General features: G+C 54.2%; 26 protein-coding genes. 18 read left to right on the top strand and 8 right to left on the bottom strand.

The window, feature by feature from the left end:
• From AC6I8C_RS18380 to coaD, 7 genes are all read left to right on the top strand, one after another.
• Window positions 1-1,005: a glycosyltransferase family 8 protein gene (locus AC6I8C_RS18380; RefSeq protein ID WP_497823248.1), complete on the top strand. Its 1,005-nt coding sequence runs from the start codon at window positions 1-3 to the stop codon at window positions 1,003-1,005.
• A 322-nt stretch (window positions 1,006-1,327) separates the two neighbouring features.
• On the top strand, window positions 1,328-2,314 hold the full coding sequence (locus tag AC6I8C_RS18385) for a glycosyltransferase (protein ID WP_497823249.1): 987 nt from the start codon (window positions 1,328-1,330) through the stop codon (window positions 2,312-2,314).
• A gap of 73 nt (window positions 2,315-2,387) precedes the next feature.
• Window positions 2,388-3,464: a putative lipopolysaccharide heptosyltransferase III gene (gene rfaQ / locus AC6I8C_RS18390; RefSeq protein WP_497823250.1), complete on the top strand. Its 1,077-nt coding sequence runs from the start codon at window positions 2,388-2,390 to the stop codon at window positions 3,462-3,464.
• Window positions 3,457-4,590, top strand: coding sequence for a glycosyltransferase family 4 protein (locus AC6I8C_RS18395; RefSeq protein WP_497823251.1), 1,134 nt, complete (start codon window positions 3,457-3,459; stop codon window positions 4,588-4,590). The genes rfaQ and AC6I8C_RS18395 overlap by 8 nt, the downstream gene beginning before the upstream one ends.
• Before the next feature lie 92 nt (window positions 4,591-4,682).
• Complete coding sequence (gene waaA, locus AC6I8C_RS18400; protein WP_013359504.1) at window positions 4,683-5,957, top strand: lipid IV(A) 3-deoxy-D-manno-octulosonic acid transferase; 1,275 nt, start codon at window positions 4,683-4,685, stop codon at window positions 5,955-5,957.
• Window positions 5,957-6,733: a glycosyltransferase family 2 protein gene (locus AC6I8C_RS18405; protein ID WP_497823252.1), complete on the top strand. Its 777-nt coding sequence runs from the start codon at window positions 5,957-5,959 to the stop codon at window positions 6,731-6,733. Before waaA ends, AC6I8C_RS18405 begins: the two co-directional genes overlap by 1 nt.
• Window positions 6,730-7,209: a pantetheine-phosphate adenylyltransferase gene (gene coaD, locus AC6I8C_RS18410; RefSeq protein ID WP_033784308.1), complete on the top strand. Its 480-nt coding sequence runs from the start codon at window positions 6,730-6,732 to the stop codon at window positions 7,207-7,209. The genes AC6I8C_RS18405 and coaD overlap by 4 nt, the downstream gene beginning before the upstream one ends.
• On the opposite strand, the gene mutM is transcribed toward coaD, so the two are convergent.
• From mutM to radC, 4 genes are all read right to left on the bottom strand, one after another.
• Entirely contained in the window at window positions 7,206-8,015 is an 810-nt protein-coding gene (mutM, locus tag AC6I8C_RS18415) for a bifunctional DNA-formamidopyrimidine glycosylase/DNA-(apurinic or apyrimidinic site) lyase (protein ID WP_497823253.1), read from the bottom strand. The genes coaD and mutM overlap by 4 nt on opposite strands.
• Window positions 8,016-8,084: 69 nt before the next feature.
• Window positions 8,085-8,252, bottom strand: a complete 168-nt coding sequence (gene rpmG / locus AC6I8C_RS18420) for a 50S ribosomal protein L33 (RefSeq protein ID WP_001051798.1) — start codon at window positions 8,250-8,252, stop codon at window positions 8,085-8,087.
• Between the two features lie 19 nt (window positions 8,253-8,271).
• Window positions 8,272-8,508: a 50S ribosomal protein L28 gene (gene rpmB / locus AC6I8C_RS18425; RefSeq protein ID WP_013359508.1), complete on the bottom strand. Its 237-nt coding sequence runs from the start codon at window positions 8,506-8,508 to the stop codon at window positions 8,272-8,274.
• Window positions 8,509-8,749: 241 nt separating this feature from the next.
• Window positions 8,750-9,406: a RadC family protein gene (gene radC, locus AC6I8C_RS18430; RefSeq protein ID WP_497823254.1), complete on the bottom strand. Its 657-nt coding sequence runs from the start codon at window positions 9,404-9,406 to the stop codon at window positions 8,750-8,752.
• 179 nt (window positions 9,407-9,585) lie between these two features.
• On the opposite strand from radC, the gene coaBC reads away from it, so the two are divergent.
• From coaBC to slmA, 3 genes are all read left to right on the top strand, one after another.
• A complete protein-coding gene (gene coaBC, locus AC6I8C_RS18435; protein WP_497823255.1) occupies window positions 9,586-10,806 on the top strand; it encodes a bifunctional phosphopantothenoylcysteine decarboxylase/phosphopantothenate--cysteine ligase CoaBC in 1,221 nt (406 codons plus the stop codon).
• Complete coding sequence (gene dut, locus AC6I8C_RS18440) at window positions 10,784-11,242, top strand: dUTP diphosphatase (RefSeq protein ID WP_013359511.1); 459 nt, start codon at window positions 10,784-10,786, stop codon at window positions 11,240-11,242. Before coaBC ends, dut begins: the two co-directional genes overlap by 23 nt.
• A gap of 119 nt (window positions 11,243-11,361) precedes the next feature.
• Window positions 11,362-11,958, top strand: a complete 597-nt coding sequence (gene slmA, locus AC6I8C_RS18445) for a nucleoid occlusion factor SlmA (RefSeq protein ID WP_497823256.1) — start codon at window positions 11,362-11,364, stop codon at window positions 11,956-11,958.
• A gap of 35 nt (window positions 11,959-11,993) precedes the next feature.
• Here slmA and pyrE read toward each other — a convergent pair whose 3' ends face one another.
• Window positions 11,994-12,635, bottom strand: a complete 642-nt coding sequence (gene pyrE, locus AC6I8C_RS18450; RefSeq protein ID WP_003851333.1) for an orotate phosphoribosyltransferase — start codon at window positions 12,633-12,635, stop codon at window positions 11,994-11,996.
• A 49-nt stretch (window positions 12,636-12,684) separates the two neighbouring features.
• Complete coding sequence (gene rph, locus AC6I8C_RS18455) at window positions 12,685-13,401, bottom strand: ribonuclease PH (RefSeq protein ID WP_098052000.1); 717 nt, start codon at window positions 13,399-13,401, stop codon at window positions 12,685-12,687.
• Between the two features lie 149 nt (window positions 13,402-13,550).
• On the opposite strand from rph, the gene AC6I8C_RS18460 reads away from it, so the two are divergent.
• Window positions 13,551-14,735 carry a NupC/NupG family nucleoside CNT transporter gene (locus AC6I8C_RS18460; protein ID WP_013359513.1) on the top strand — a complete coding sequence of 395 codons (1,185 nt, stop codon included), beginning with the start codon at window positions 13,551-13,553 and terminating at the stop codon, window positions 14,733-14,735.
• Window positions 14,736-14,773: 38 nt separating this feature from the next.
• Here the strand turns inward: AC6I8C_RS18460 and AC6I8C_RS18465 are convergent, their stop codons facing one another.
• Complete coding sequence (locus AC6I8C_RS18465) at window positions 14,774-15,199, bottom strand: DUF3574 domain-containing protein (RefSeq protein ID WP_013359514.1); 426 nt, start codon at window positions 15,197-15,199, stop codon at window positions 14,774-14,776.
• Between the two features lie 155 nt (window positions 15,200-15,354).
• Between AC6I8C_RS18465 and AC6I8C_RS18470 the strand changes: the two genes are divergently transcribed.
• From AC6I8C_RS18470 to AC6I8C_RS18500, 7 genes are all read left to right on the top strand, one after another.
• Window positions 15,355-16,218: a YicC/YloC family endoribonuclease gene (locus tag AC6I8C_RS18470; protein ID WP_033784313.1), complete on the top strand. Its 864-nt coding sequence runs from the start codon at window positions 15,355-15,357 to the stop codon at window positions 16,216-16,218.
• A 424-nt stretch (window positions 16,219-16,642) separates the two neighbouring features.
• The gene (gene lpxP / locus AC6I8C_RS18475; RefSeq protein WP_497823257.1) at window positions 16,643-17,566 is read left to right on the top strand and encodes a kdo(2)-lipid IV(A) palmitoleoyltransferase; all 924 of its coding nucleotides are present in this window, start codon (window positions 16,643-16,645) and stop codon (window positions 17,564-17,566) included.
• Between the two features lie 220 nt (window positions 17,567-17,786).
• Entirely contained in the window at window positions 17,787-18,929 is a 1,143-nt protein-coding gene (locus tag AC6I8C_RS18480) for an alanine racemase (RefSeq protein ID WP_497823258.1), read from the top strand.
• Between the two features lie 136 nt (window positions 18,930-19,065).
• Window positions 19,066-19,461, top strand: coding sequence for a polyketide cyclase (locus AC6I8C_RS18485; protein ID WP_497823259.1), 396 nt, complete (start codon window positions 19,066-19,068; stop codon window positions 19,459-19,461).
• Between the two features lie 434 nt (window positions 19,462-19,895).
• Complete coding sequence (locus tag AC6I8C_RS18490) at window positions 19,896-20,162, top strand: hypothetical protein (RefSeq protein ID WP_497823260.1); 267 nt, start codon at window positions 19,896-19,898, stop codon at window positions 20,160-20,162.
• An 82-nt stretch (window positions 20,163-20,244) separates the two neighbouring features.
• Entirely contained in the window at window positions 20,245-20,889 is a 645-nt protein-coding gene (locus AC6I8C_RS18495; RefSeq protein ID WP_497823261.1) for an oligosaccharide flippase family protein, read from the top strand.
• A gap of 440 nt (window positions 20,890-21,329) precedes the next feature.
• The gene (locus tag AC6I8C_RS18500) at window positions 21,330-21,947 is read left to right on the top strand and encodes a trimeric intracellular cation channel family protein (RefSeq protein ID WP_013359520.1); all 618 of its coding nucleotides are present in this window, start codon (window positions 21,330-21,332) and stop codon (window positions 21,945-21,947) included.
• Here AC6I8C_RS18500 and ligB read toward each other — a convergent pair.
• Window positions 21,885-23,636 (bottom strand): NAD-dependent DNA ligase LigB, encoded by a 1,752-nt coding sequence (gene ligB / locus AC6I8C_RS18505; RefSeq protein WP_497823262.1) that lies wholly within the window; start codon window positions 23,634-23,636, stop codon window positions 21,885-21,887. The genes AC6I8C_RS18500 and ligB overlap by 63 nt on opposite strands.
• Window positions 23,637-23,638 lie beyond the last annotated feature (2 nt).

Genomic DNA, 23,638 nt, shown 5'->3' on the forward strand with positions numbered 1-23,638 from the left:
ATGGCAATTACCCCTCTTGCTGATGCCGTTCAGCAAAGTCAGCTGCTGGTTAACACGCTTGCTGACACGGATGATAATCCGGTTCACGTTGCGTTTGGCATCAACCACGCCTACGCGCGTGGCCTGGGCATTACGTTGTTTTCACTTCTCCATCATCATCCTGATACCGCGTTTCACGCCCATATTTTCTCAGATTCCCTGCGTGATGAAGATGTAGAAAAATTGCGCTCCCTGGCCACGGGCCACCATCTGGCGATCACGCTGCATATTTTTAACAGTGCCTGGGTTGATCAGTTGCCTGCTGTGGGCCGCTATCCTAAAAGCATCCACTACCGTTTCCTGATCCCGGAAACCGTAGCGAGCTATAGCGATCGGGTGATCTATATTGATGCGGATACCCTGGTGGTGGGCGATTACTCTCCTCTGTTCGCCCTGGATATCACGGATTACACGCTGGCGGCCTGTAACGACACACCACGGGCGCGGCAGAACCAGTGCGCAAGGCTGGGACTGAAGCATCACCACTATTTTAACTCCGGCTTTATGCTGATCAATATTCCACGCTGGCTCGAAAGGCAGACCACCGCGCGCATTACCGACGCGCTGGTGACGCGAGGCGCAGAGTTTGGTTTCCCGGATCAGGATGCGCTGAATATTGTGCTGGAGAGTGAGATTCTGATCCTGCCGGACCGCTATAACCATATTTACGACATCATCGCCAATAAAGTCTGGGATCACTCGGGCGTGCCTGAAGAGACGGTGATGATTCACTACACCGGTAAATGCAAACCCTGGCATGCATGGGCTGGCAGCGATCTTTCCCAGCGCTACTATAGCTATTACCAGCGCTCACCCTGGGCTTCACAACCGCTTGATACACCAAAGCATTATAAAGAGATGAAGCGATTCGCCCGCGTAAAATGGCATCAGAAACAGTATGGCGAAAGCCTGAGCTGGATTTTGAAGTATGTCCGGCTCAAGTTTTTTAAACAGCATCATCAATAACGCTGCAGAGTTAATCATTTATAGGCGGGCGCGGTTATTCCAGCGCCTGACTTTCCCCTCATTTTATCCCGCCTGCTGTCTATCATAACTTTCATAAAAAAACGACGCTGACAGCATAATAATCTGTTTACCTGCACGCCCGGCTTGCGTAAAAAAAGCGCATATATCGCATTATTACTGGCGGACGTGGTTTTTAGTAAAGCAGGAAAGCCACACCGTCTTATAATCGTGAACTTCCTGATTCCATTGTGCTGATTTGGAAATGATTTATGACGAGGCAACGCCCTTTCGCAGTGAGTTCAACGCGGGTGCAGATAGTGTGATGAGTACTTCTCCTTTGCTGAGTATCATTACGCCGATGTTCAATGCGGGCAGCATGTTTGATGAGTTCATGCAGTCTCTGCTGGCGCAGACGCTGACCTCGCTGGAGATCATCATTGTCGATGACGGTTCAACCGACGGCTCAGGTGAGCGCGCTGACCTGTATGCACAGCAGCACGCTCATATTCGTGTGATTCATCAGGAAAACGGCGGCGTGTCGCGCGCCCGTAACGCGGGTCTGGCGATAGCCCGTGGGAAATATGTCACCTTCCCGGATGCAGATGACACCATGCAACCCGAGATGTATCAGACGCTGGTGACGATGGCAGAAGCGGACAATCTGGATGCGGCACAGTGCAACGCCGAGTGGTTTTTCAAACACAGCCAGCGGGTAAAACCGCTGATTCCGCTGGACCGTTTGCGCAGTACGCCGGTGCTGAGCGGTGCCGACTGGCTCAATACCGCGCTGAAAACCCGTCGTTATATGCACGTGGTCTGGCTGGGCATCTACCGCCGGGCATTGATTGAGCAGCATCAGTTGCAGTTTGAACCCGGCCTGCATCATCAGGATATTCCCTGGACCACCGAGTTTATGCTGCTGGCGAAACGCGTGCGGTACACCGACGCCGTGCTCTATCGCTACTATATGCACGATGCCTCAATCAGCAACCGTAAACGTACCGGCGAACGTAACGTTGAATATCAGCGTCACTACCTGAAGATTGCGCGGCTGCTGGAAGAGCTTAACACCCGTTATCGTGACCGCGTGAAAATCTACCCGTCGTTTCACTATCAGGTGACCCATGAAGCGCTGAGCGTTTGTCACAGTGTGAGGCGTGAGCCTGATGCGCGTGCACGCCAGGCGATTATTGCCGAGCTGTTCATGACCGGGACGCACCTGCGCATGCTCCGTAATGCCCGGGGAATTAAGCAGTGGTATCAGTTGCTGTTATGGCTGGCGCGGCTCTCTCGCTGGCGTGATAAATAACCTTTGAGGCTGGCTTTATCCTAAAAAGGGTTTGCCCTACAATCGGTTCACTGAATTCTGAGAACTCTTGTTTATGGCCAGCCTGACTCCAGCAAACATCTCTCCAAAAAATATATTACTGATTAAGCTGCGCCACCATGGTGACATGCTGCTCACTACGCCCGCCATCAATGCGCTTCATGAGCGTTATCCGCAGGCCAGCATCGACGTATTGCTCTATCAGGAAACGCGTCCGATGCTGGAAGCGCATCCGGCCATCCGCCATTTGCACGTCATCGATCGCAAATGGAAGCAGGAGGGTACCTGGCGCAAGCTGGGCCATGAGCATGCATTAATTCGCGCCGTACGTGACGCCCAGTATGATCTGGTGATTAACCTGGCCGATCAGTGGCGCGCGGCCCTGATTACGCGATTGTCCGGGGCACCCGTCCGTATCGGTTTTGCCTTCAAAAAACGCGATAACGCCCTGTGGCGCTGGTGTCACAACCGGCTGGTCCCTACACACAATCACAGCAAACTGCATACCGTTGAGCAGAATATGTCGGCGCTGGCCCCCCTCGGCATCAGCAGCGATGGCGCACGCGTCTCAATGCACTACAGCGACACTGATAAGCAAATCGTGCTGGCCCGACTGGCGGAACATCATATTACCGCGCCCTATATTGTGGTGCAGCCGACCTCACGCTGGGGCTTTAAATGCTGGGAAGAGGAGAGCGTTGCGGCCACACTTGATCAGCTGGCGCAACCGGGCCGCAAAGTGGTGCTGACCGCCGGGCCAGACAAGCAGGAGCTGGCGATGATTAACCGCATTCGCGCGCGCTGTGCGTCGCCTGACGTGGTTTCGCTGGCGGGTCAGTTCACGCTGCTGCAGCTGGCGGCGCTTATCGATCATGCCCGTCTGTTTATTGGCGTCGACTCTGCGCCGATGCATATGGCTGCTGCGCTTGAAACGCCCTGCATTGCGCTGTTTGGCCCGACCAAGTTGCAGCACTGGCGGCCCTGGGGTGACAACAATCATGTTATCTGGGCGGGCGATTATGGCCCGCTGCCCTCACCCGATTCCATCGACACCAAAACTGACCAGCGTTATCTCTCGGCCATTCCGGTAAAGGATGTGGTCGCGGCAGCGAGGAGCTACCTGAATGAGTAAGTTACGGCTGGCGATTGTCCGGCAGAAATATCGTCCGGATGGCGGTGCTGAACGTTTTATCTCACGCGCGCTGGAAGCGCTGGGCAGCGAAAAGCTCGATCTCAATATCATTACCCGCAGCTGGCAGGGCACGCCTAATCCTGACTGGCATCTGCATATCTGTAATCCGGCAAAGCTGGGCCGGGTCTCACGTGAGCGCGGGTTTGCCCGGGCAGCACGTACCTGCTGGGAGCGCGAAAAGTTCGATATTGTACAAAGCCATGAGCGCATCGCGGGCTGTGACATTTTCCGTGCGGGTGATGGCGTGCATCGCGTGTGGCTGGAACAGCGCGCCCGCATCGTCTCATCGTGGCAGCGGCTAAGCGCGACGCTCAGTCCTTATCACCGCTATGTTCTGCAGGCGGAAGAGGAAATGTTTAACTCTCCGACGCTGAAAGCGGTGATCTGTAATTCTGAGATGGTAAAGCGCGATATCCTGCGCTGTTTCTCGCTCGACGCCGGGAAAATCCACGTCATTCATAACGCTATCGATGCCAGTCGTTTCCAGCCCGCTACAGAAACAGCCCGTCGCGCCACGCGTCAGCAGCTGTCACTGCCCGATGCCGCTACCGTACTGATTTATGTCGGCTCGGGCTTTGAGCGTAAAGGGTTGAAAGCGGCGATACAGGCGCTGGCTGCCAGCGATCGTTATCTGATTGTGGTGGGCCAGGATAAACAATTACAACGCTATCAGCAGCTGGCAAATCAGCTTAACTGTCTGGACCGCCTGCGCTTTGTCGGCGTACAGCAGGATGTGCAGCCGTTCTATCACGCGGCGGATGGCCTGCTGCTGCCCACCCTCTACGATCCTTTTCCTAATGTGGTGCTGGAGGCGATGGCCTGCGGCTTACCGGTGATTACCAGCACTGGCTGCGGTGGCGCAGAATTTATTACTGCTGGTCAGGAAGGCTTCGTCTGTGATGCCTTGGATATCAATGGCTTAAACCGGGCAATTAACGCCATACCGGCGCTTTCCGTCGATTCACGAATGGGTGACGCGGCGCGACGTAAAATTGAACCTTATGGTCCACAACAGCTGGCGCAGGCGCTGACTTCGCTTTATCAGCAGGTACTGAGTAGCAACTGACAATCCGGGATGAGTGCATGCGGGGTTTCTGATAACATGCCGCCATCTCATTTTAATCTGTTTTTAGACGCGAATCTGCTGTAACGGTAACTATGACGACCATTTACACCGCATTGCTCTACTTCATTCAGCCACTGATCTGGCTGCGCCTGTGGCTGCGCGGTCGTAAAGCGCCTGCCTATCGCAAACGCTGGGCAGAACGCTATGGCTATTGTGTCGGCAAAGTGAAGCCCGACGGCATTGTGCTGCATTCGGTCTCTGTGGGTGAAACGCTGGCCGCGATTCCGCTGGTGCGCGCACTGCGTCATCGTTACCCGACCCTGCCGATTACCGTCACCACCATGACGCCAACTGGTTCTGAGCGGGCGCAATCTGCTTTTGGCAAAGATGTGCATCACGTCTATCTGCCTTATGATCTGCCAGGTTCGATTAATCGTTTTCTGGATACGGTTAATCCACGGCTGGTGATCATCATGGAAACGGAGCTGTGGCCGAACATTATCCGCATTCTGCACCAGCGTAACATTCCGCTGGTGATCGCCAATGCCCGCCTCTCGGCCCGCTCCGCCAAAGGCTATCGTAAGCTGGGTAAATTTATGCGCCAGCTGTTGCAGAGCATCACGTTGATTGCGGCACAAAATACGGAAGATGGCGACCGCTTCCTGAGTCTGGGCCTGAAACGTTCTCAGCTGGCGATTACCGGCAGCCTGAAGTTTGATATTTCCGTGACGCCAGAACTGGCCGCCAGAGCGGTAACACTGCGTCGCCAGTGGGCGCCGCGTCGCCCGGTGTGGATTGCCACCAGCACGCACGAAGGCGAAGAGGCCATCGTGCTGGATACCCATCGTCGCCTGCTGCAGACGTTTCCGGATCTGCTGCTGATTTTGGTTCCCCGCCATCCTGAACGTTTTAACGATGCGCGCGAACTGACGCAGGAACGCGGCTTCAGCTTTATCCTGCGCAGCAGTGGTGAGATCCCTTCGGGTTCCACGCAGGTGGTCATCGGCGACTCAATGGGTGAACTGATGCTGCTTTACGGCATCGCCGATCTGGCGTTTGTTGGCGGCAGCCTGGTTGAGCGGGGCGGACACAACCCACTGGAACCCGCTGCCCATGCGCTTCCGGTCCTGATGGGGCCACACATCTGGAACTTCAAAGATATCTGCAGTAAGTTGCAGGAAGGCCAGGGTCTGATCACCGTCACCGACGTGATTTCACTGGAAAAAGAGGTCACCAACCTGTTACAGGATGATGATTACCGCCGTTATTACGGACGCCATGCGGTAGACGTACTGCACCAGAACCAGGGTGCGCTTCAGCGTCTGCTACAGTTACTCGAACCGCATCTGCCACCACGGGCCCACTAATGTCAGCACGCCAGCGTCTTTCTGTGGTTATGATCGCCAAAAATGAAGCGGAGCTGCTGACGGATTGTCTGGCCTCAGTCAGCTGGGCCGACGAAATTATTGTGCTGGATTCTGGCAGCAGTGACGACACTGTTGAGATCGCCACACAGGCCGGGGCGCAGGTCTATCACAGTGATGACTGGCAGGGTTATGGCATCCAGCGCCAGCGTGCGCAGCACTATGCCACTGGCGATATGATTCTGATGATCGATGCGGATGAGCGCGTTTCACCCGAACTGCGCGCCGCGATTGAGCAGGTGCTGGTCGCCCCACCCAGCCGCACGGTTTACAGCCTGGGTCGCAGTAATCTGTTTCTCGGCCGCTTTATGCGCCACAGTGGCTGGTATCCCGACCGCGTGATGCGTCTCTATCCACGCACCTTCCACTACAATGACAACCTGGTACATGAATCACTGCAGAGTGACGGTGTGCCGGTGGTGGCGTTGCCTGGCGATCTGCAGCATCTGACCTGCCGCGATTTAATCGCCTTTCAGCGCAAACAACTGGCCTATGCCGAAGCCTGGGCCACAGAACGTCACCAGCGCGGTAAGCGTTGCGGCCTCTTTTCTGTGTTCAGCCATACGCTGGGCGCGTTTGTTAAAACGTTGCTGCTGCGTGCCGGTTTTCTCGACGGTAAGCAGGGCTGGATTCTGGCGGTGGTCAACGCGCAATATACCTTCAATAAATATTCAGCCCTCTGGGCGCTGAATCACGCTTCGGCAAAAGGGCGAGTATGACCACTAAAGCCATCTATCCCGGTACGTTTGATCCTGTAACGCTCGGTCATCTCGACATCGTGACGCGGGCAGCGCAGATGTTTGATCAGGTGATTCTGGCCATTGCTGCCAGCCCCAGTAAAAAACCGATGTTCAGCCTGGATGAGCGCGTGGCGCTGGCCGGTCAGGTGGTGGCCCATCTGCCGAACGTTGAGGTGATCGGCTTCAGCGACCTGATGGCAAATTTCGCCCGTGATCAGCAGGCGAATGTGCTGGTCCGTGGCTTGCGTGCGGTGTCAGATTTTGAATATGAAATGCAGCTGGCGCAGATGAATCGTCACCTGCTGCCAACGCTGGAGAGTGTGTTCCTGATGCCGTCTGAAGGCTTCTCGTTTATCTCCTCTTCGCTGGTCAAAGAGGTGGCGCGTCACAGCGGCGATGTTTCCGCCTTTCTGCCCGCGCCCGTGCATCAGGCACTGCTGGCTAAACTGGCTTAATGCTGGCAGCTGGGGCACCAGTAGGTGCTGCGCTGCCCGTGCCTGCCGCTGATAATCGGCGTACCGCATGCCCGGCAGGGTTCACCGGCCCGGCCATAAACCTGCAACTGCTGGGCAAAATAGCCAGGCTTGCCGTCGGTCTGTAAGAAGTCACGCAGCGTAGTACCGCCCTGCTCAATTGAACGTAACAGCACCGCTTTAATGGTGTTGACCAGCAGCTCCGCTTCAGCCTGCGACAGACTACCTGCGGCACGATCGGGAAGGATCCCGGCGGTAAACAGTGACTCACTGGCGTAAATGTTGCCCACGCCCACCACCACTTTGTTATCCATCAGCCACTGCTTGATGAGCGTCCGTTTGCCACGTGACTTATCAAACAGGTAAGCGCCGTCAAACTGGTCGCTAAGCGGCTCAGGGCCAAGATGTGCCAGCACGCTGCTGCCCGTCAGATCGCTGCTCCAGAGCCAGGCACCAAAGCGGCGCGGGTCGGTGTAACGCAGTACTTTGCCGTTGCTCATCACCAAATCAACATGGTCATGCTTCTCTGCTGGCAGCTCCCCGGATAGCACGCGCAGGCTGCCCGACATGCCCAGGTGGATAATAATCCAGCCATGCGGCAGTTCCAGCAGCAGATATTTCGCCCGACGCTGCACGCTGAGCACCGGCTGATCGCTTAGCGCCAGGATCTCCTGCGAAACAGGCCATCGCAGACGTGAATTACGCACCACGGCGTGAAGAATGGTTTCACCGACCAAATGCGGCTCGATACCGCGGCGGCTGGTCTCAACCTCTGGCAACTCTGGCATACCTTCTCCTCAGCGTTTTACATAAACAAAAAACCCGGCCGGAGCCGGGTTTTTAGCAGAACACTAAAATTACTTAATTTTAGCTTCTTTGTAGATCACATGCTGACGTACAACCGGATCGAACTTTTTCAGTTCCAGCTTCTCTGGTTTAGTACGTTTGTTCTTCGTGGTGGTATAGAAGTGACCTGTACCAGCAGAGGAAACCAGCTTGATCTTCTCACGAATACCTTTAGCCATGATTCAGTTCCTTAGTACCTTAGTACTTCTCACCACGGGCACGCATGTCGGATAAAACCGTATCAATGCCCTTTTTATCAATAATGCGCATACCTTTAACAGATACACGCAGAGTAACGAAGCGCTTCTCGCTCTCAACCCAAAAACGGTGTGAGTGCAGGTTCGGAAGGAAACGGCGTTTCGTCGCGTTCATTGCGTGGGAACGGTTGTTACCCGTTACCGGACGCTTTCCAGTTACCTGGCAGACTCGTGACATGTCTATATCTCCAAAAATCAAATCAGCTCGAGCTTTAAAAATTAGGTTTTGGCCGCCTCGTCAGGCTTGCAGCCCGCCAGGCGAGTTCCATGGAACCCGCTAAGCTGGCCTAACCGCCAAACCCGAGATTCTCAAAGGTGGCGTAGTATACGCCGCTCAGCCCAAGTGCTCAAGTCCCGAACAGATAAAGATCCCGAATGATCGGGCAAAAAGCCGCCACCTGGCGCGAATTTTCCCTGAATCAGAGCCATCCCCGCTCAGCAAAGGAGACATATTCGCCATGGCCAATCACCAGATGATCGAGCAGACGGATGTCGAATAGCTGACAGGCTTCGCTGACTTTATGGGTCACTTCACGGTCAGCACGGCTCGGTTCCGCCATCCCCGACGGATGATTATGCGCCAGTATCAGGGCGGCTGCGTTGAGCTTCAGCGCTTCCCGGACGATCTCGCGGGGGTGAACTTCCACACTATTAATGGAGCCAGAGAACATATTCTGTGCCCGCAGCACCCGATGCTGATTATCCAGAAACAGGGTCATAAAGATCTCCCGCTCCTGGTGGGCTAACAGACTTTGCAGATACTGGCGTGTAATCTGTGGATTTTCCATCACGCTTTCGCGCGCCAGCTTACTGGCGAAAAAGCGCTTCGCCAGTTCGGCAATCGCGTGCAGTTGCGCCAGCTTGGCATCACCGACACCTTTAATTTTGCAAATTGCCGCTTTGTCTGACGTCATGAGCTGATAAAGCGAGCCAAATCCCTCCAGCATCTGCCCGGCTAGCTCAAGGACGTTCTGCCCCGGTGAGCCGGTGCGGAGAAAGATGGCCAGCAGTTCGGTATCGCTGAGCGAATGCGCGCCCAGTTTTTGCAGTTTTTCCCGTGGTCCCTTGATTTTCATCTTTGCTCTCCCTGAGATGCGCCTAGAGTGGCCCATCCTGAAGCGTACTGCTATCAGTGGCGCATCAATCTTCGAGGCGGCTCGCAAACGCAGCTGGTGAAAAGGCGCGTCCACGCTTTTGTGATAAAGTCCGTGCATTCGCCGCCGCGGGCGGCAGAGAGCTTAGTGAGGCCAACATCATGATGGGATTAGCCGGCAAAAAAATTCTTCTTGGCGTGAGCGGTGGTATCGCCGCTTATAAAGCACCTGAGCTGGTGCGTCGCCTGCGCGACCGCGGCGCTGATGTCCGCGTAATGATGACGGAGGGGGCAAAGGCCTTTATTACTCCGCTCAGCCTGCAGGCCGTTTCAGGCTATGCGGTGTTTGACGATCTGCTTGATCCGGCAGCGGAAGCGGCGATGGGTCATATTGAACTGGCAAAATGGGCCGACCTGATTGTGCTGGCACCCGCCACTGCCGACCTGATTGCCCGTATCACTGCCGGTATGGCAAACGATCTGGTGACCACCGCTGTCTTAGCGACGGCCTCACCCGTAGCGGTAGTGCCCGCCATGAATCAGCAGATGTATCGTGCAGCGGTGACCCAGCACAACCTGCAGATACTGCATGAGCGTGGCGTGCAGATCTGGGGGCCGGACAGTGGCAGCCAGGCCTGCGGTGATGTCGGGCCGGGCCGGATGCTCGACCCGCTGGTGATTGTTGACCATGCGGTGCAGTGGGCGGCGCCCGTCAACGATCTGCAACATCTCAACATTATGATAACCGCCGGTCCAACCCGTGAGGCCCTGGACCCGGTGCGCTACATCTCGAATCACAGCTCCGGCAAAATGGGCTTTGCGATTGCCGCCGCCGCTGCCAGGCGCGGCGCACAGATAACGCTGATCAGTGGTCCGGTCAGCCTGGCGGCACCAGCGGGTGTGCGGCGCATTGATGTTACCAGCGCGCTGGAGATGCAGGCCGCCGTCATGAGCGAGATAGATAAACAACATATTTTCATTGCAAGCGCAGCCGTGGCAGACTACCGGGCAGCCGATATTGCGGCCGATAAAATCAAGAAACAGGGCGGCGATGATAACGTCACGCTGAACCTGGTAAAGAATCCCGATATTGTTGCCGGGGTCGCCGCACTTCAGGAAAACCGGCCATTTGTGGTTGGATTTGCTGCTGAAACACAGAATGTGGAAGAATACGCCCGGCAAAAACGGGTGCGCAAGAATCTGGACCTGATCTGCGCTAACGATGTCGCTAAAGCCGGACAGGGATTTAATAGCGACACCAATGCTCTTCACCTTTTTTGGCAGGATGGAGAAAAACGCTTACCGCTCAGCGATAAGTCTCTCCTTGGCCAACAATTAATAGACGAGATTGTCAGCCGTTATGATGAAAAAAATAGACGTTAAAATTCTGGATGCGCGTGTCGGCAAAGAATTTCCACTGCCGACCTACGCCACGTCAGGTTCCGCTGGGTTAGATTTACGCGCCTGTATTGATGAGGTGCTCGACATCGCACCAGGCACAACAACGCTGGTCCCGACCGGCCTGGCGATTCATATCGCCGACCCCGATCTGGCCGCTGTGATCCTGCCGCGCTCCGGCCTTGGCCATAAACACGGCATCGTGCTGGGCAACCTGGTCGGGTTGATTGACTCCGACTATCAGGGACAGCTGATGGTGTCGGTCTGGAATCGTGGCCAGGAAAGTTTCTCTCTGCAACCTGGCGATCGCATGGCACAACTGGTGTTTGTACCGGTGGTACAGGCGGAATTTAACCTGGTCGACGATTTCGACGCCAGCCTGCGCGGCGAAGGCGGCTTCGGCCACTCAGGTCGCCAGTAACCCGCATTACCGACTTTCACTTACGCCCGTTATTTTTCCTCATCGCCATGGGACGCGTTCCTGTGGCAGATGCGTAGGTGTTGCCTGTTTTTAGGTGAATTTCAGGGGTTTTTAAGGTCATGGCAGAAAAAAAAGTCGCGAAGCGGAACCGTCGCGAAGAGATTTTGCAGGCGCTGGCACAGATGCTGGAGTCAGGTGATGGCAGTCAGCGCATTACCACCGCCAAGCTGGCAGCCACGGTAGGCGTTTCCGAAGCGGCGCTGTATCGTCACTTCCCCAGTAAGACGCGCATGTTCGATAGCCTGATTGAGTTTATCGAAGACAGTCTGATTACCCGCATCAATCTGATCCTCAAAGATGAAAAAGAGACCATGACGCGCCTGCGTCTGATCGTGCAACTGATTCTGGGATTTGGTGAGCGTAATCCGGGACTGACGCGCATCCTGACCGGCCATGCGCTGATGTTCGAGCAGGACCGGCTGCAGGGACGTATTAATCAGCTTTTTGAGCGGATTGAAGTGCAACTGCGACAGGTGATGCGTGAACGGAAAATGCGTGAGGGCGAAGCTTTTCAGGCTGATGAGGCGTTACTGGCAAGCCAGCTGCTGGCTTTCTGTGAGGGTTTACTGTCAAGGTATGTCCGTTCTGAGTTTCGTTTCAGTCCCACCGCAGACTTTGAGGCTCGCTGGCCGCTAATGGCCACCCAACTGGTGTAAAGCGTAAAAGAAGGCGGGCATCATGCCCGCCTCTGTTAAATCCCGTATGCTTTCTGATAGGCACGAACCTGAGCCAGATGATCGGCCATCTCCGGCTTCTCTTCCAGCCAGCTAATCAGGTCGGCCAGTGTGATAATGGCGGTCACTTTGCAGCCGTAATCACGTTCCACTTCCTGAATCGCCGACATCTCTCCACGTCCACGCTCCTGACGATCAAGCGACACCAGCACGCCTGCCAGGGTAGCGTTGTGCGCACCGATAATATCCATCGACTCACGAATCGCCGTGCCTGCCGTGATCACATCGTCCACCAGCATCACTTTGCCCTGCAGCGGGCTGCCCACCAGCAGGCCGCCTTCGCCGTGATCTTTGGCTTCTTTGCGATTAAAGCAGTAAGGCACATCGCGGTCATGATGATCCGCCAGCGCCACCGCCGTGGTGGTCGCAATCGGAATGCCTTTATAGGCCGGGCCGAACAGCAGATCGAAATCGACAGCGCCATCCACCAGCGCCTGCGCGTAGAAGCGTCCCAGCAGCGCTAAATCCCGTCCGCTGTTAAACAGACCAGCATTAAAGAAATAGGGGCTTTTACGCCCTGACTTCAAAGTGAACTCACCGAACTTCAGCACCTGCTTGTTCAGGGCGAATTCAATAAACTGACGCTGCCAGGCTTTCATTTCTCACTCCTCAAATAAAGAAAAGGCGACCCGGAGGTCGCCTGTTACATCAATTTTCCAGCGCTGCTTTCTGCGCCTGAATCAATTCCTCAATGCCGCCACGTGCCAGCGCCAGTAGCGTCAGCAGCTCTTCATGGCTGAACGGTTCGCCCTCGGCGGTGCCCTGCACCTCGATCATGCGACCATCTTCCATCATCACGACGTTCATGTCGGTCTCTGCCGCGGAGTCCTCAACGTACTCCAGATCGCAAAGCGCTTCGCCTTTAACGATACCAACTGAAATCGCCGCGACCATGCCCTTCATTGGATTGGCTTTTAGCTTGCCGCTGGCCACCAGCTTGTTCAGCGCATCGGCCAGTGCCACGCAGGCGCCGGTGATTGACGCGGTGCGGGTGCCGCCATCGGCCTGAATGACGTCACAGTCGAGCGTAATGGTAAATTCACCCAGCGCTTTAAGATCAATCGCGGCGCGCAGTGAACGGGCGATCAGACGCTGAATCTCCAGCGTACGGCCACCCTGCTTGCCTTTTGCGGCTTCACGCGCCATACGACTGTGGGTTGAACGCGGCAACATGCCATATTCAGCCGTGACCCAGCCCTGGCCCTGGCCTTTAAGGAAACGCGGAACCCCTTCGTCTACGGAGGCAGTGCAAAGCACTTTCGTTTCGCCGAATTCCACCAGAACGGAACCCTCTGCGTGTTTGGTGTAATTGCGGGTCAATGTGACTGGACGCACCTGTTGTGCGCTACGGCCTGCTGGACGCATGGGTATTCTCCGGCTTGCTAATGATTGGCTGCGCATTATACGGACTTCCTTGCCCGCTGTCTCTTGCGCCGGTCTGACGCAGGCACCAGATGAAATTCCCGGCCAGCTGTGGCTAAATGCGCTTTCCTTTCTCTCTGATAAAAAGACATATGGCCGCCATTCTTCATTTCCTGCTGGCGCTGGTGGTGATTTTTGCCCTTGCGCTGCTGGTCAGTCATGACCGTAAACAGATTCGTCTGCGCTTTATTGTTCAACTGATTGTGGTGGAAGCCGCGCTGGGCTGGTTCTTCCTTCACTCTGCCGGAGGGCTGGCGCTGGTTGGCTCGTTCGCGGGATTCTTTGAGACGCTGCTGGGCTTTGCCGCCCAGGGTACAGAATTCGTGTTTGGCGGAATGAGTAAACAGGGGCTGGCATTTATCTTCCTTGGTGTGCTCTGCCCGATTGTCTTTATTTCAGCACTGATCGGCATACTGCAGCACTGGCGCATCCTGCCGCTGCTGATCCGGATTTTCGGGACGCTGCTGTCGAAGATTAACGGCATGGGCAAGCTGGAGTCGTTTAACGCCGTCAGCACGCTGATTCTCGGTCAGTCGGAAAACTTCATCGCCTATAAAGGAATTCTGGGTGATATCCCGCCGCGCCGGCTCTACACCATGGCAGCGACCGCGATGTCTACCGTTTCGCTGTCGATTGTCGGTGCTTATATGTCGATGATTGAACCGAAGTATGTAGTTGCCGCACTGCTGCTTAACATGTTCAGTACCTTCATCATTCTGTCGATCATCAACCCGATGGAGAGCCAGAATGAGCAGCCTATCGCGCTGGAAAAACTACATGAAGAGCAGAGTTTCTTTGAGATGCTGGGTGAGTACATCCTGGCTGGTTTCAAAGTGGCAATGATCATTCTGGCCATGCTGATTGGCTTTATTGCCCTGATTGCTGCCATCAACGCGCTGTTTGCGGCGGTGTTCGGTTACAGCTTCCAGCAGCTGCTCGGCTACCTGTTCTATCCTCTGGCCTGGCTGATCGGCATTCCCAAAGCCGATGCGCTACAGGCGGCCAGCATCATGGCGACCAAGCTGGTCGCGAATGAGTTTGTGGCGATGATTGAGCTACAGAAAGTCGCGGCGGGCATGAGTGCGCGTGGGCTGGGTATTCTGTCGGTGTTCCTGGTTTCCTTTGCTAACTTTGCCTCTATCGGCATTGTGGCGGGCGCAATTAAAGGCCTGAACGAGAAACAGGGAAATGTGGTTTCCCGGTTTGGCTGGAAGCTGGTCTATGGCTCCACACTGGTGAGCCTGCTCTCTGCGGCTTTTGCCGGTCTGTTTATCTGAGTACTCCGCGGGCGGCCTCGCTGCCGCCCGCGTTCATCCTAGAATCCGACACAGACGGGTGCATCCACCCGCATCACCGATTCCTGACCAAAGCGTTTTTTATAGAGGGTACGTAACGCCTCAATGTCCTGATTGGTGGCAGGATCGATACCGTGGATCAGCATCAGCGCTTTACTGTTCTCACGTGCCAGTTTGCCGTTCTCGCCCAGCCATTGCCCTTTAGCGTCATAAACCGACAGTCCCGCTTTGAAGCGTGGCGTGACCTCATTGTCCACAAAGTTCATCCAGTCGAGTGAACTCACCCTGCCGCCATCTGGTTTGCTCAGTCCAAACCACAGTGTGGTCTGCATCATCATGTCGCCACCCGCACAGATGGGTTGCGGTTTCGTGGGCGGCGCGTGGCGCGTCTGGCAACCCGCCAGCAGCAGAGCCATCACAACAGGAAGGGCAATAACGCGTGACATAGATCGATCATCCTCACAAAGGGTCAGTGGTCATCATAAGTGGCTCTCGCGGAAAGCGGAAATGGTTCGTTATTTTCCGGTGAGACGCTTATGCCTGTTATGCCGTGGCTCGCCTCGCTATACTTCACCCATCTTTCCGCAAATGAGTACCGCTTATGATCCGCAGTATGACCGCTTATGCCCGCAGCGAAGCCAAAGGCGAATGGGGCAGCGCCGCCTGGGAGCTGCGTTCTGTTAACCAGCGTTATCTGGAAACCTACATCCGTCTGCCGGAACAGTTTCGCGGGCTGGAGCCGGTTATCCGCGAACGCATTCGCCAGCGTCTGACGCGCGGTAAAATTGAGTGCAACCTGCGTTTTGATGCCGACCCCAGCGCGCAGGGCGAGCTGATGCTCAACGAAACGCTGGCGAAACAGCTGGTACAGGCGGCCAACTGGGTGAAAATGCAGAGCGATGAAGGCGCGATTAATCCGCTGGATATCCTGCGCTGGCCCGGTGTGATGTCTGCACAGGAGCAGGATCTGGATGCCATTAACACGCAGTTGTTGAAGGCGCTGGATAGTGCGCTGGATGATTTCATTGCGGCACGGGAAAGCGAAGGCACCGCGCTGAAAGCGATGATTGAGCAGCGTCTGGAAGGGGTTTCGCAGGAAGTCAGCAAAGTGCGTGCGCAGATGCCTGAAGTCATCAAATGGCAGCGTGAGCGTCTGGTCGCCAAACTGGAAGATGCTGAAGTCCAGCTGGAAAACAATCGCCTTGAGCAGGAACTGGTAATGATGGCGCAGCGTGTTGACGTCTCTGAAGAGCTGGATCGCCTGGATGCGCACGTTAAAGAGACCTACAACATCCTGAAAAAGAAAGAAGCGGTTGGCCGTCGGCTCGATTTCATGATGCAGGAGTTCAATCGTGAATCGAATACGCTGGCATCGAAGTCGATCAATGCCGATATCACCGCGTCAGCGATTGAACTGAAAGTGCTGATTGAACAGATGCGCGAGCAGATTCAGAATATCGAGTAATACATTTCCGGCAGGTCATTAATGAAGCGCCATTGATGGCGCTTTGTTCATTTTTCAGGCACTATAGTTTGAGATTCATCAACACCTCCGACCTTTTATTACCGTGGCTGGCTTCAACACTACGTAAAGATTGATAAATAAACATTTCCGGACTCTTCCGGAACGCCTGTCAGTCACACTTCGCATTTCAGGTCTGTCTTTTTTAATTTTTTGAATTTAAAATCTTTTTTCTGTTGTTAACCCTTTTTTCGCACCCGAAACTCTGGCTCCATGAAACAGGTCAATCCTGTAGATTCCGCAGTTTCCCTTTCTTTGAAGGCACTTTTTGATAAAGTGTTGGTCGAAATCAGTACAGCTGTACCGCCTGGAGACTTATGGAAGTGCTCTTTATGCGATACATCCATCTATCTCATGAAGGTTGTTAATGAAAAACACCGGAAAATTTAGCAGTTCGCTGCTGCATCCGCGTTATTGGTTTACCTGGTTTGGTCTTGGTGTACTCTGGCTTCTGGTCCAGCTTCCCTATCCTGTTCTTATGCGTCTCGGTGCCGGTGCCGGCAAAATTTCCCGTCATTTCCTGCAGCGCCGTGAGCGAATCACCCGTCGTAACATTGAGCTCTGCTTTCCTGGCATCAGTGAAGAAAAAACAGAACATATGATCGCCGGTAATTTTGCGTCGTTAGGCATGGCGCTGGCTGAAACCGGTATTGCCTGGTTCTGGTCTGACCGTGCGGTAAAACGTCTGTTTAAAGTGTCAGGTATGGATAATCTCCACGCTGCGCAGAATGAAAAGCGCGGTGTGATGCTGATTGGCGTGCATTTCATGTCACTGGAGCTGGGCGGCCGCATCAGCGGTCTCTGTCAGCCGATGATGGCGATGTATCGCCCGCACAACAATCAGGCAATGGAATATGTGCAGACCAAAGGCCGGATGCGCTCGAACAAAGCGATGATCGACCGCCGCGATCTGCGCGGCATGGTTAATGCCCTGAAACAGGGTGAATCGGTCTGGTTTGCGCCGGACCAGGATTACGGCCCGAAAGGCAGCACCTTTGCGCCACTGTTTGCGGTAGAAAAAGCGGCCACCACCAACGGCACTTTTGTGCTGTCGCGTCTGGCGAAGCCAGCGATGGTGCCGATTATGCTCATCCGTAATGCAGATAATGATGGCTATCATCTGATCATTGAGCCGTTGCTGGAAAATTATCCGCATACGGACGAGGCTGCAGCTGCAGCTTATATGAATAAAGTGATCGAGAATCAGATTCTGCGCGCACCGGAACAATACCTCTGGCTGCATCGCCGATTCAAAACCCGTCCGCCGGGTGAACAATCACTCTACGTCTGAGTAAACAGATAAAGCAGGCACCGCGCCTGCTTTTTTTATTCTGCTAATCCCGCCTGCTTAGTATCCTCTCCGATTCATCCATGTGCTGCGTGCTCTATCCCAGGTTAACACCCGCTTTAATTTTTGCTGTTCAGCGCCTCTTCCACGGCCACCAGGCTGGTATCAGAAAGTTAATTAAGGAATGATGAATTCTCTTACCTTGTTAAAGCCGGATAATCTTATGGATATCAACGATACACTGCAGTGGCAGAGGCCGCTGATTGATGACCGCCTTACGCCCTATATTGAAGTGGATGCAGAGCGCCTGGAGCAGAATCTGCAGCATATGCAGCGCAAAGCCAGTGCGGCAGGCGTCGCGTTGCGTCCGCATATCAAAACACATAAAAGTGTCTGGATTGCTCAGCGTCAGCTTGAATATGGTGCTCAGGGTGTCACGGTCTCTAAACCCAGCGAAGGTATCAGCTTTATTCAGGGGGGCGTTCGCGATCTGCTGTTAGCCTACCCGGTTGTGCAACCGCAAAGCGTGGCTGAGCTGCTGTGTCTTGCTGTGCTTCATCAGGCAAAACTTACCCTGATCGCGGACAGGCTGCAGGGTGTGGCAGCAATTGCGGATGCGTGGCAGCAACAGCCAGACTGCGAGCTGGCGGTGGCGATTAAGGTGGATGTTGGATTACACCGGATTGGTGTTAATCCTGATAGTGATGAAGCCGTGCTGATTGCTCAGGCGCTGCGGGACAGAGGCTTACGCTTTGCCGGATTAGTGTCGCATGCCGGTCACGCTTATGGTGCCGGTAATGCCGCGGCTATTGTTGATGTTGCCAGGCAGGAAACGGTATTGATGCAGCAACTTCAGGCAAAACTGCAGGCTGCGGGATTTACCGACTGCCCGCTCTCTGTGGGTTCAACGCCTACGGCCCTGGCAGCCGAGGTTGCGCCCGGCATCAGTGAAATCCGGCCTGGCAACTATGCACTGCTGGACCTTACCGCCTGTCGCCTCGGGCTAAGTCACGTCGACCAGCTGGCAATGAGCGTCATTACCCGTGTGGTAGCGGTAAACGATCATTTCGCAATTGTGGATGCCGGATCGAAAATGCTGAGTTCGGATAAAGGGCCACACGGCACCAATGCGAGCGGCTTTGGTGTTGCAGCCGACGAAGCTGGCCACACGTATGAGGTGACAAAGTTATCTGAGGAGCATGGTTTTCTGCTTTATCAGGATCGCCGTCCTGAAGTCGGCACGCTGCTTCGTATCTTCCCGAATCACAGTTGCGCAGTGATGGCTCAGTCGGATGGCTTTGTTCTGCGTCGCGCCAGTGGGCATAGCGAAGAGCACGCAGTTTCTGCACGCGGCAATTTCATCTGAGTCAGCGGCAGCCAGCCTCACCCGTTGTCTGCCGTTTGTACGAAACCCTCTCAACACCACACTTCTGCTGTTACAACGTATTAACGAGCCTGACCCCATGCTTTAATGCTTTTTTAGCTTATCCTCCGGAGGTTATATGCTCTCCTCGCGCACGCTGAGCCTGACGATTCCGCGTCACTGGTTAGATCTTTATGAAACCATCTGGAAGCCGGAATTTTTTCCAAAGTGGGCGTCCGGGCTGACGAATAGTGCATTAGAACCCGATGGCAATCGCTGGCGTGCTAAAGGCCCTCAGGGAAATGTAAAGCTCCGGTTCTCGCCACATAATCCGTTTGGCGTAATGGATCACTGGATTGACAGTGGCTCAGGAAAGGAAATCTATGTGCCGATGCGCGTGATAGCCAACGAGCAGGGTGCCGAGGTGATGGTGACGGTTTACCGCCAGCCATTTACTTCAGATGAGAAATTTAAGCAGGATATTGAATGGGTTAGCAACGATCTTGAGAAGCTCAACCAGCTTCTGACACAGTAAATCAATGACTTAGCTCGATTTTTTCTCTGTACTTATCACTGGCTGTTTATGAAAAAAAACAGAAAAACTTCCGATGATAAAGCATAAAGCGTTTATCTGATTACATGCCCCTTCTACACGTTTATCACCAACCCTGCTTAAGCATTGTTGCCAGGAAAATTCCTGGCAAAAGTGCCTGACAGGCAGGCTGTCCCCACTGATTTCAGGCATCTTCATCTGCTATGTAAACAATTTCGCTAAAACACATACATTAATCATCAACAATCGTTTATTACTCTCGTACTGGAGATTTAATATTTATCATGCATGAAGTGAAACCATTTATTTCTGCGGTAGCGTAATCAGACTTTTCTTATGGTGTTAAATTAAATAAAACAATGTATAAATCATTCCACACACAGCAATACCCATAATGATAAAGCAGGAAAAAAGTCATGGACCGCTCTGCGTATCCTTTGTTATCAGAAAAAGAATTCGTTGAGATTGCCGCAAGGATGCTGGCAGGAGAATATAAAACTACAACAGGATTTATTCGTGATCTGGCGGAATTCTTATTCGCTGCAGGGGGTTACGCCATGACACGAAACAGAGAATTTACCAGGGATATCTATTTTTTATCCGGGCACTATTTGATTGAATCCATAATAACATGGCAAGCCTGGAAAGGTATTTCAGGACTCCGGCCGGAAACATTGCACTAACCAACGGTGTCACAGCAACCTCTCATTGCTGTTACACAACGATTTAATTCTCACAGAGTCAATGAACTCTAACGAGTATATTATGGCAATACGTGAAAGCAGTCTTAATAGCGCAAAGTGGTCTCTGCTCTCTTCAATCAAAATTATTGGCATCGGCGTACTGCAGCTTTCGTTGCTGGCGCAGATTCTGCAGGCGAATGAACTGAACCTGCTGGCGATCGCCGTGATAGCTTTACTGGCTATCGATACGCTGGCCGATCGCGGCTTCTCAAATAAGCTTATCCGCCGCTGTATGCTCTCTATCAACGACCTCTCCACGATCTACTGGGGTAATATGTTGATGGGTGTCACGGTGTTTGGACTGTTATTTACGGGCAGTCATCTACTGAACAGTCTGTTTGGTCAACCTGAACTGGCGTTAATGCTGCAGATGGTCTCAGTGGTGTTTATTATCATCCCGCAGGGTCAGCATTACCGTGCGATATTACAGCGCGAAAAACAATATACCCGTATCGCTTTTGCTGAAACCTCATCAGTATTAGCCGGTCTTGCCGTCACTTTATTTACCGTCTGGCTGACACCTTCAGTATTGTGTGCGATCTGGGGTTATCTGGCGATGGCATCTATTCGCATGCTGATTTACTGCTACTATGGTCGTTCATGGTTCCAGCCGGAATACCATTTTAGCCTGAAAGCCTTTTCTAAAATTCGTGCAAGAAACAAATAATAAAATAAGTCTGTATGGTGGGCTCTGAGCATCCGAAACGATGCGTTGGCGTGCTGTTAACCAGCACGCCTTTTCTTTTTATTAAGCCTGTTGCTTTATTTCTCTGATCGATTCCCTTCTTTATCTGCCGCATCCAGCCTTTTTACCTCATTTATAAACTGACTTACCTCCAACCGTTGTCTGGCGTTCACGGTCGTTTAATATCCGCCCGTCCGGAACCGGAAAACAGCGGGCCGCAACGCACAAACCTTTTGCAGACTGTTTCTTCTCAGATTTAAACAGGCACTCACCGCAGGCTCTGCGCAGAAAAGTCTTTCTATACGGACGCCAGGGCTGGCTGGTATACACTGCGCTTATCACGGACGCCGATCGCCTGAAAATCTCTGTCGCCGTCTTTCAGGCAAAGGCGTCGCCTTGCCGCCGTTTTACCGGAGTCTGCTATGTTACTGACCGTTCTCTACATCATTGGTATTACTGCTGAAGCCATGACCGGTGCGCTGGCGGCAGGCCGCCGCAAAATGGATCTGTTCGGTGTCATTATTATCGCGTCAGTGACTGCTATCGGGGGTGGTTCGGTGCGCGACATCCTGCTGGGTCACTACCCGCTGGGCTGGGTTAAAAATCCCGAATACATCATGATTGTGGCAGCAGCAGCGGTCATCACCACTTTCCTGGCGCCACTGATGACACATCTGCGCAAAGTGTTCCTGGTGCTTGATGCGCTGGGACTGGTGGTTTTTTCCATTATCGGCGCGCAGGTTGCGCTCGATTCCGGACATGCCATGATTATTGCCGCAATAAGCGCGGTCATTACCGGCGTCTTCGGTGGCGTACTACGTGACATGTTCTGTAATCGCATTCCGCTGGTGTTTCAGAAGGAGCTTTATGCCGGTATCGCCTTCGCCTCAGGCTGGATCTATATCCTGCTGCTGAAAACTACGCTGGCACATGAAGCGGTGATTATCATTACCCTGCTGTTCGGCTTCTTTGCCCGTTTACTGGCGCTGCGCTTCCGCCTCGGTTTGCCGATCTTCAACTACCCCCATCCCGAGCATTAAGGAAGAAGGTATGCCCTGCTGTTGCAGGAACGCGATCAGCGCCTGCACACGGGCATCATGGAACTGCGCAACCAGACGCTTTGCCAGCGCAGCACCAACGCCCGGTAGCGCCTGCCAGCCCGCAACATCCCGCTGCATTAAGCTCTCCCACTGCTGATCGGGTAGCGACTTCAGGGCTTTCCGCGGCAGTGAAATACCTAAGGCATCCACCCAGTGACGAAACGGCTGCTGACGGGTGAGATTAAAACGATGCCAGAGCTGACCTGCCCGTTCCGGGGAGAAGCCCGTTGCGGCAGCGATCTGTTCCGATGTTAACGTCAGCCAGCCGAACAGATGCGTCATACTGCCGGTTTCCAGTAAGCGCAGCCAGGTGCTGCGCTCAACGCCCGGAATGTTCAGCACCGTTTTCTGGCTGAGCCAGCGTAATTTTGCCAGTAACTGCTTCTGGCACTCCGCACTGAAGGTGTAACAGCTTAGCGGCGTGTAATGCGACGCGTCGGGAGGCTGAGGATAGTCGCGCTCTGCCACACGCCAGATCACCCGCTCCAGCCGGGGAATGCCCTGGCCCGCCAGACTCAGCGTGATCACATCACCCGCCACAATATCGCTTTCCTGCCAGCGACGCAGGGATCCGACATTGACCCGCCTGACGGTCTTGTCATCCAGCTGCACCGGCTGCAGATTAAGGACGGCAGCTATTTTCCCGGTTCGGCCAACCGGAAAATCGACGGAGAACACTTCAGCGCTGATTTCCGGAGGCTGATACTTCCAGGCAACAGCCCAGGTTCCCTCTCCCGGCAGCCAGTTTTTGCCCGCAGGACGAAGACTCTGATGAACCACCACACCGTCAGTGACAAAGGGCAGCGCAGCATGGAACCAGCGATCCCGCCAGGCAGCGACCTCCTCTTCATCTTTAACGCTGTGGCTCCATTTAGCCGCAACGCCCAGTCCCCAGCGGCTGAGTTGCTCAAGGCGTTCCGTCATGGTTGCTGGGCCATCTGGCCAGGCCCAGATGAAAACATTGAGCGAATTCAGCAGGGGAACACGCTGTTTACTCATCATGGCTCCGGCCACTTGTGAGCGAGCATTTTTACCGCCATCAACGGCCTGTTGATGATCGGTCATCGACAGGAATAGCTCACCCTGCAGCACAACCTCGTCGAGGCGGGTCTCGATATTCAGCGGAATCGCCGGGATCCAGGCGGCTTTAGCCAGCCACTCTTCACCGCGCAATCCATCGCCACGGCTTAACAACGAGACCAGCCTGCCGTGGCGATACACCAAAGAAACGGCGATGCCATCAACTTTGGGCTGCACCCAGAGATCGCGTCGCCCCTGCATCCAGTAAGATAGCGCCAGTTTGTCACGCATCTTTTTTACGCCAGTATGGGCAACCGGATGCAATGACGTGCCATTGCCCGGTAATTGTGGGGCGTAAGCCGGCTGATAAGGGCTAAAGCAGTGCTGCCACTGAATGAGTCGCTGCTGAAGAGCATCATAATCCGCATCCGCCACAGGACTCTGCCCCTGGCGATAGTAAGCGTCATCCCAGTGTTGCAGTTGCTGTTGCAGGCGGCGGATCTCTTCCGTCGCCCGGTTCGGTGTCCAGACCGGACAAACGGCGCTATGCACAGGCCATGTAACGATCCACAAAACAGCCGCAAACAGCGGCCAGCCGAATCCTTTCATAC

Source organism: Pantoea sp. X-Soil-YNGN-844, assembly GCF_059730595.1.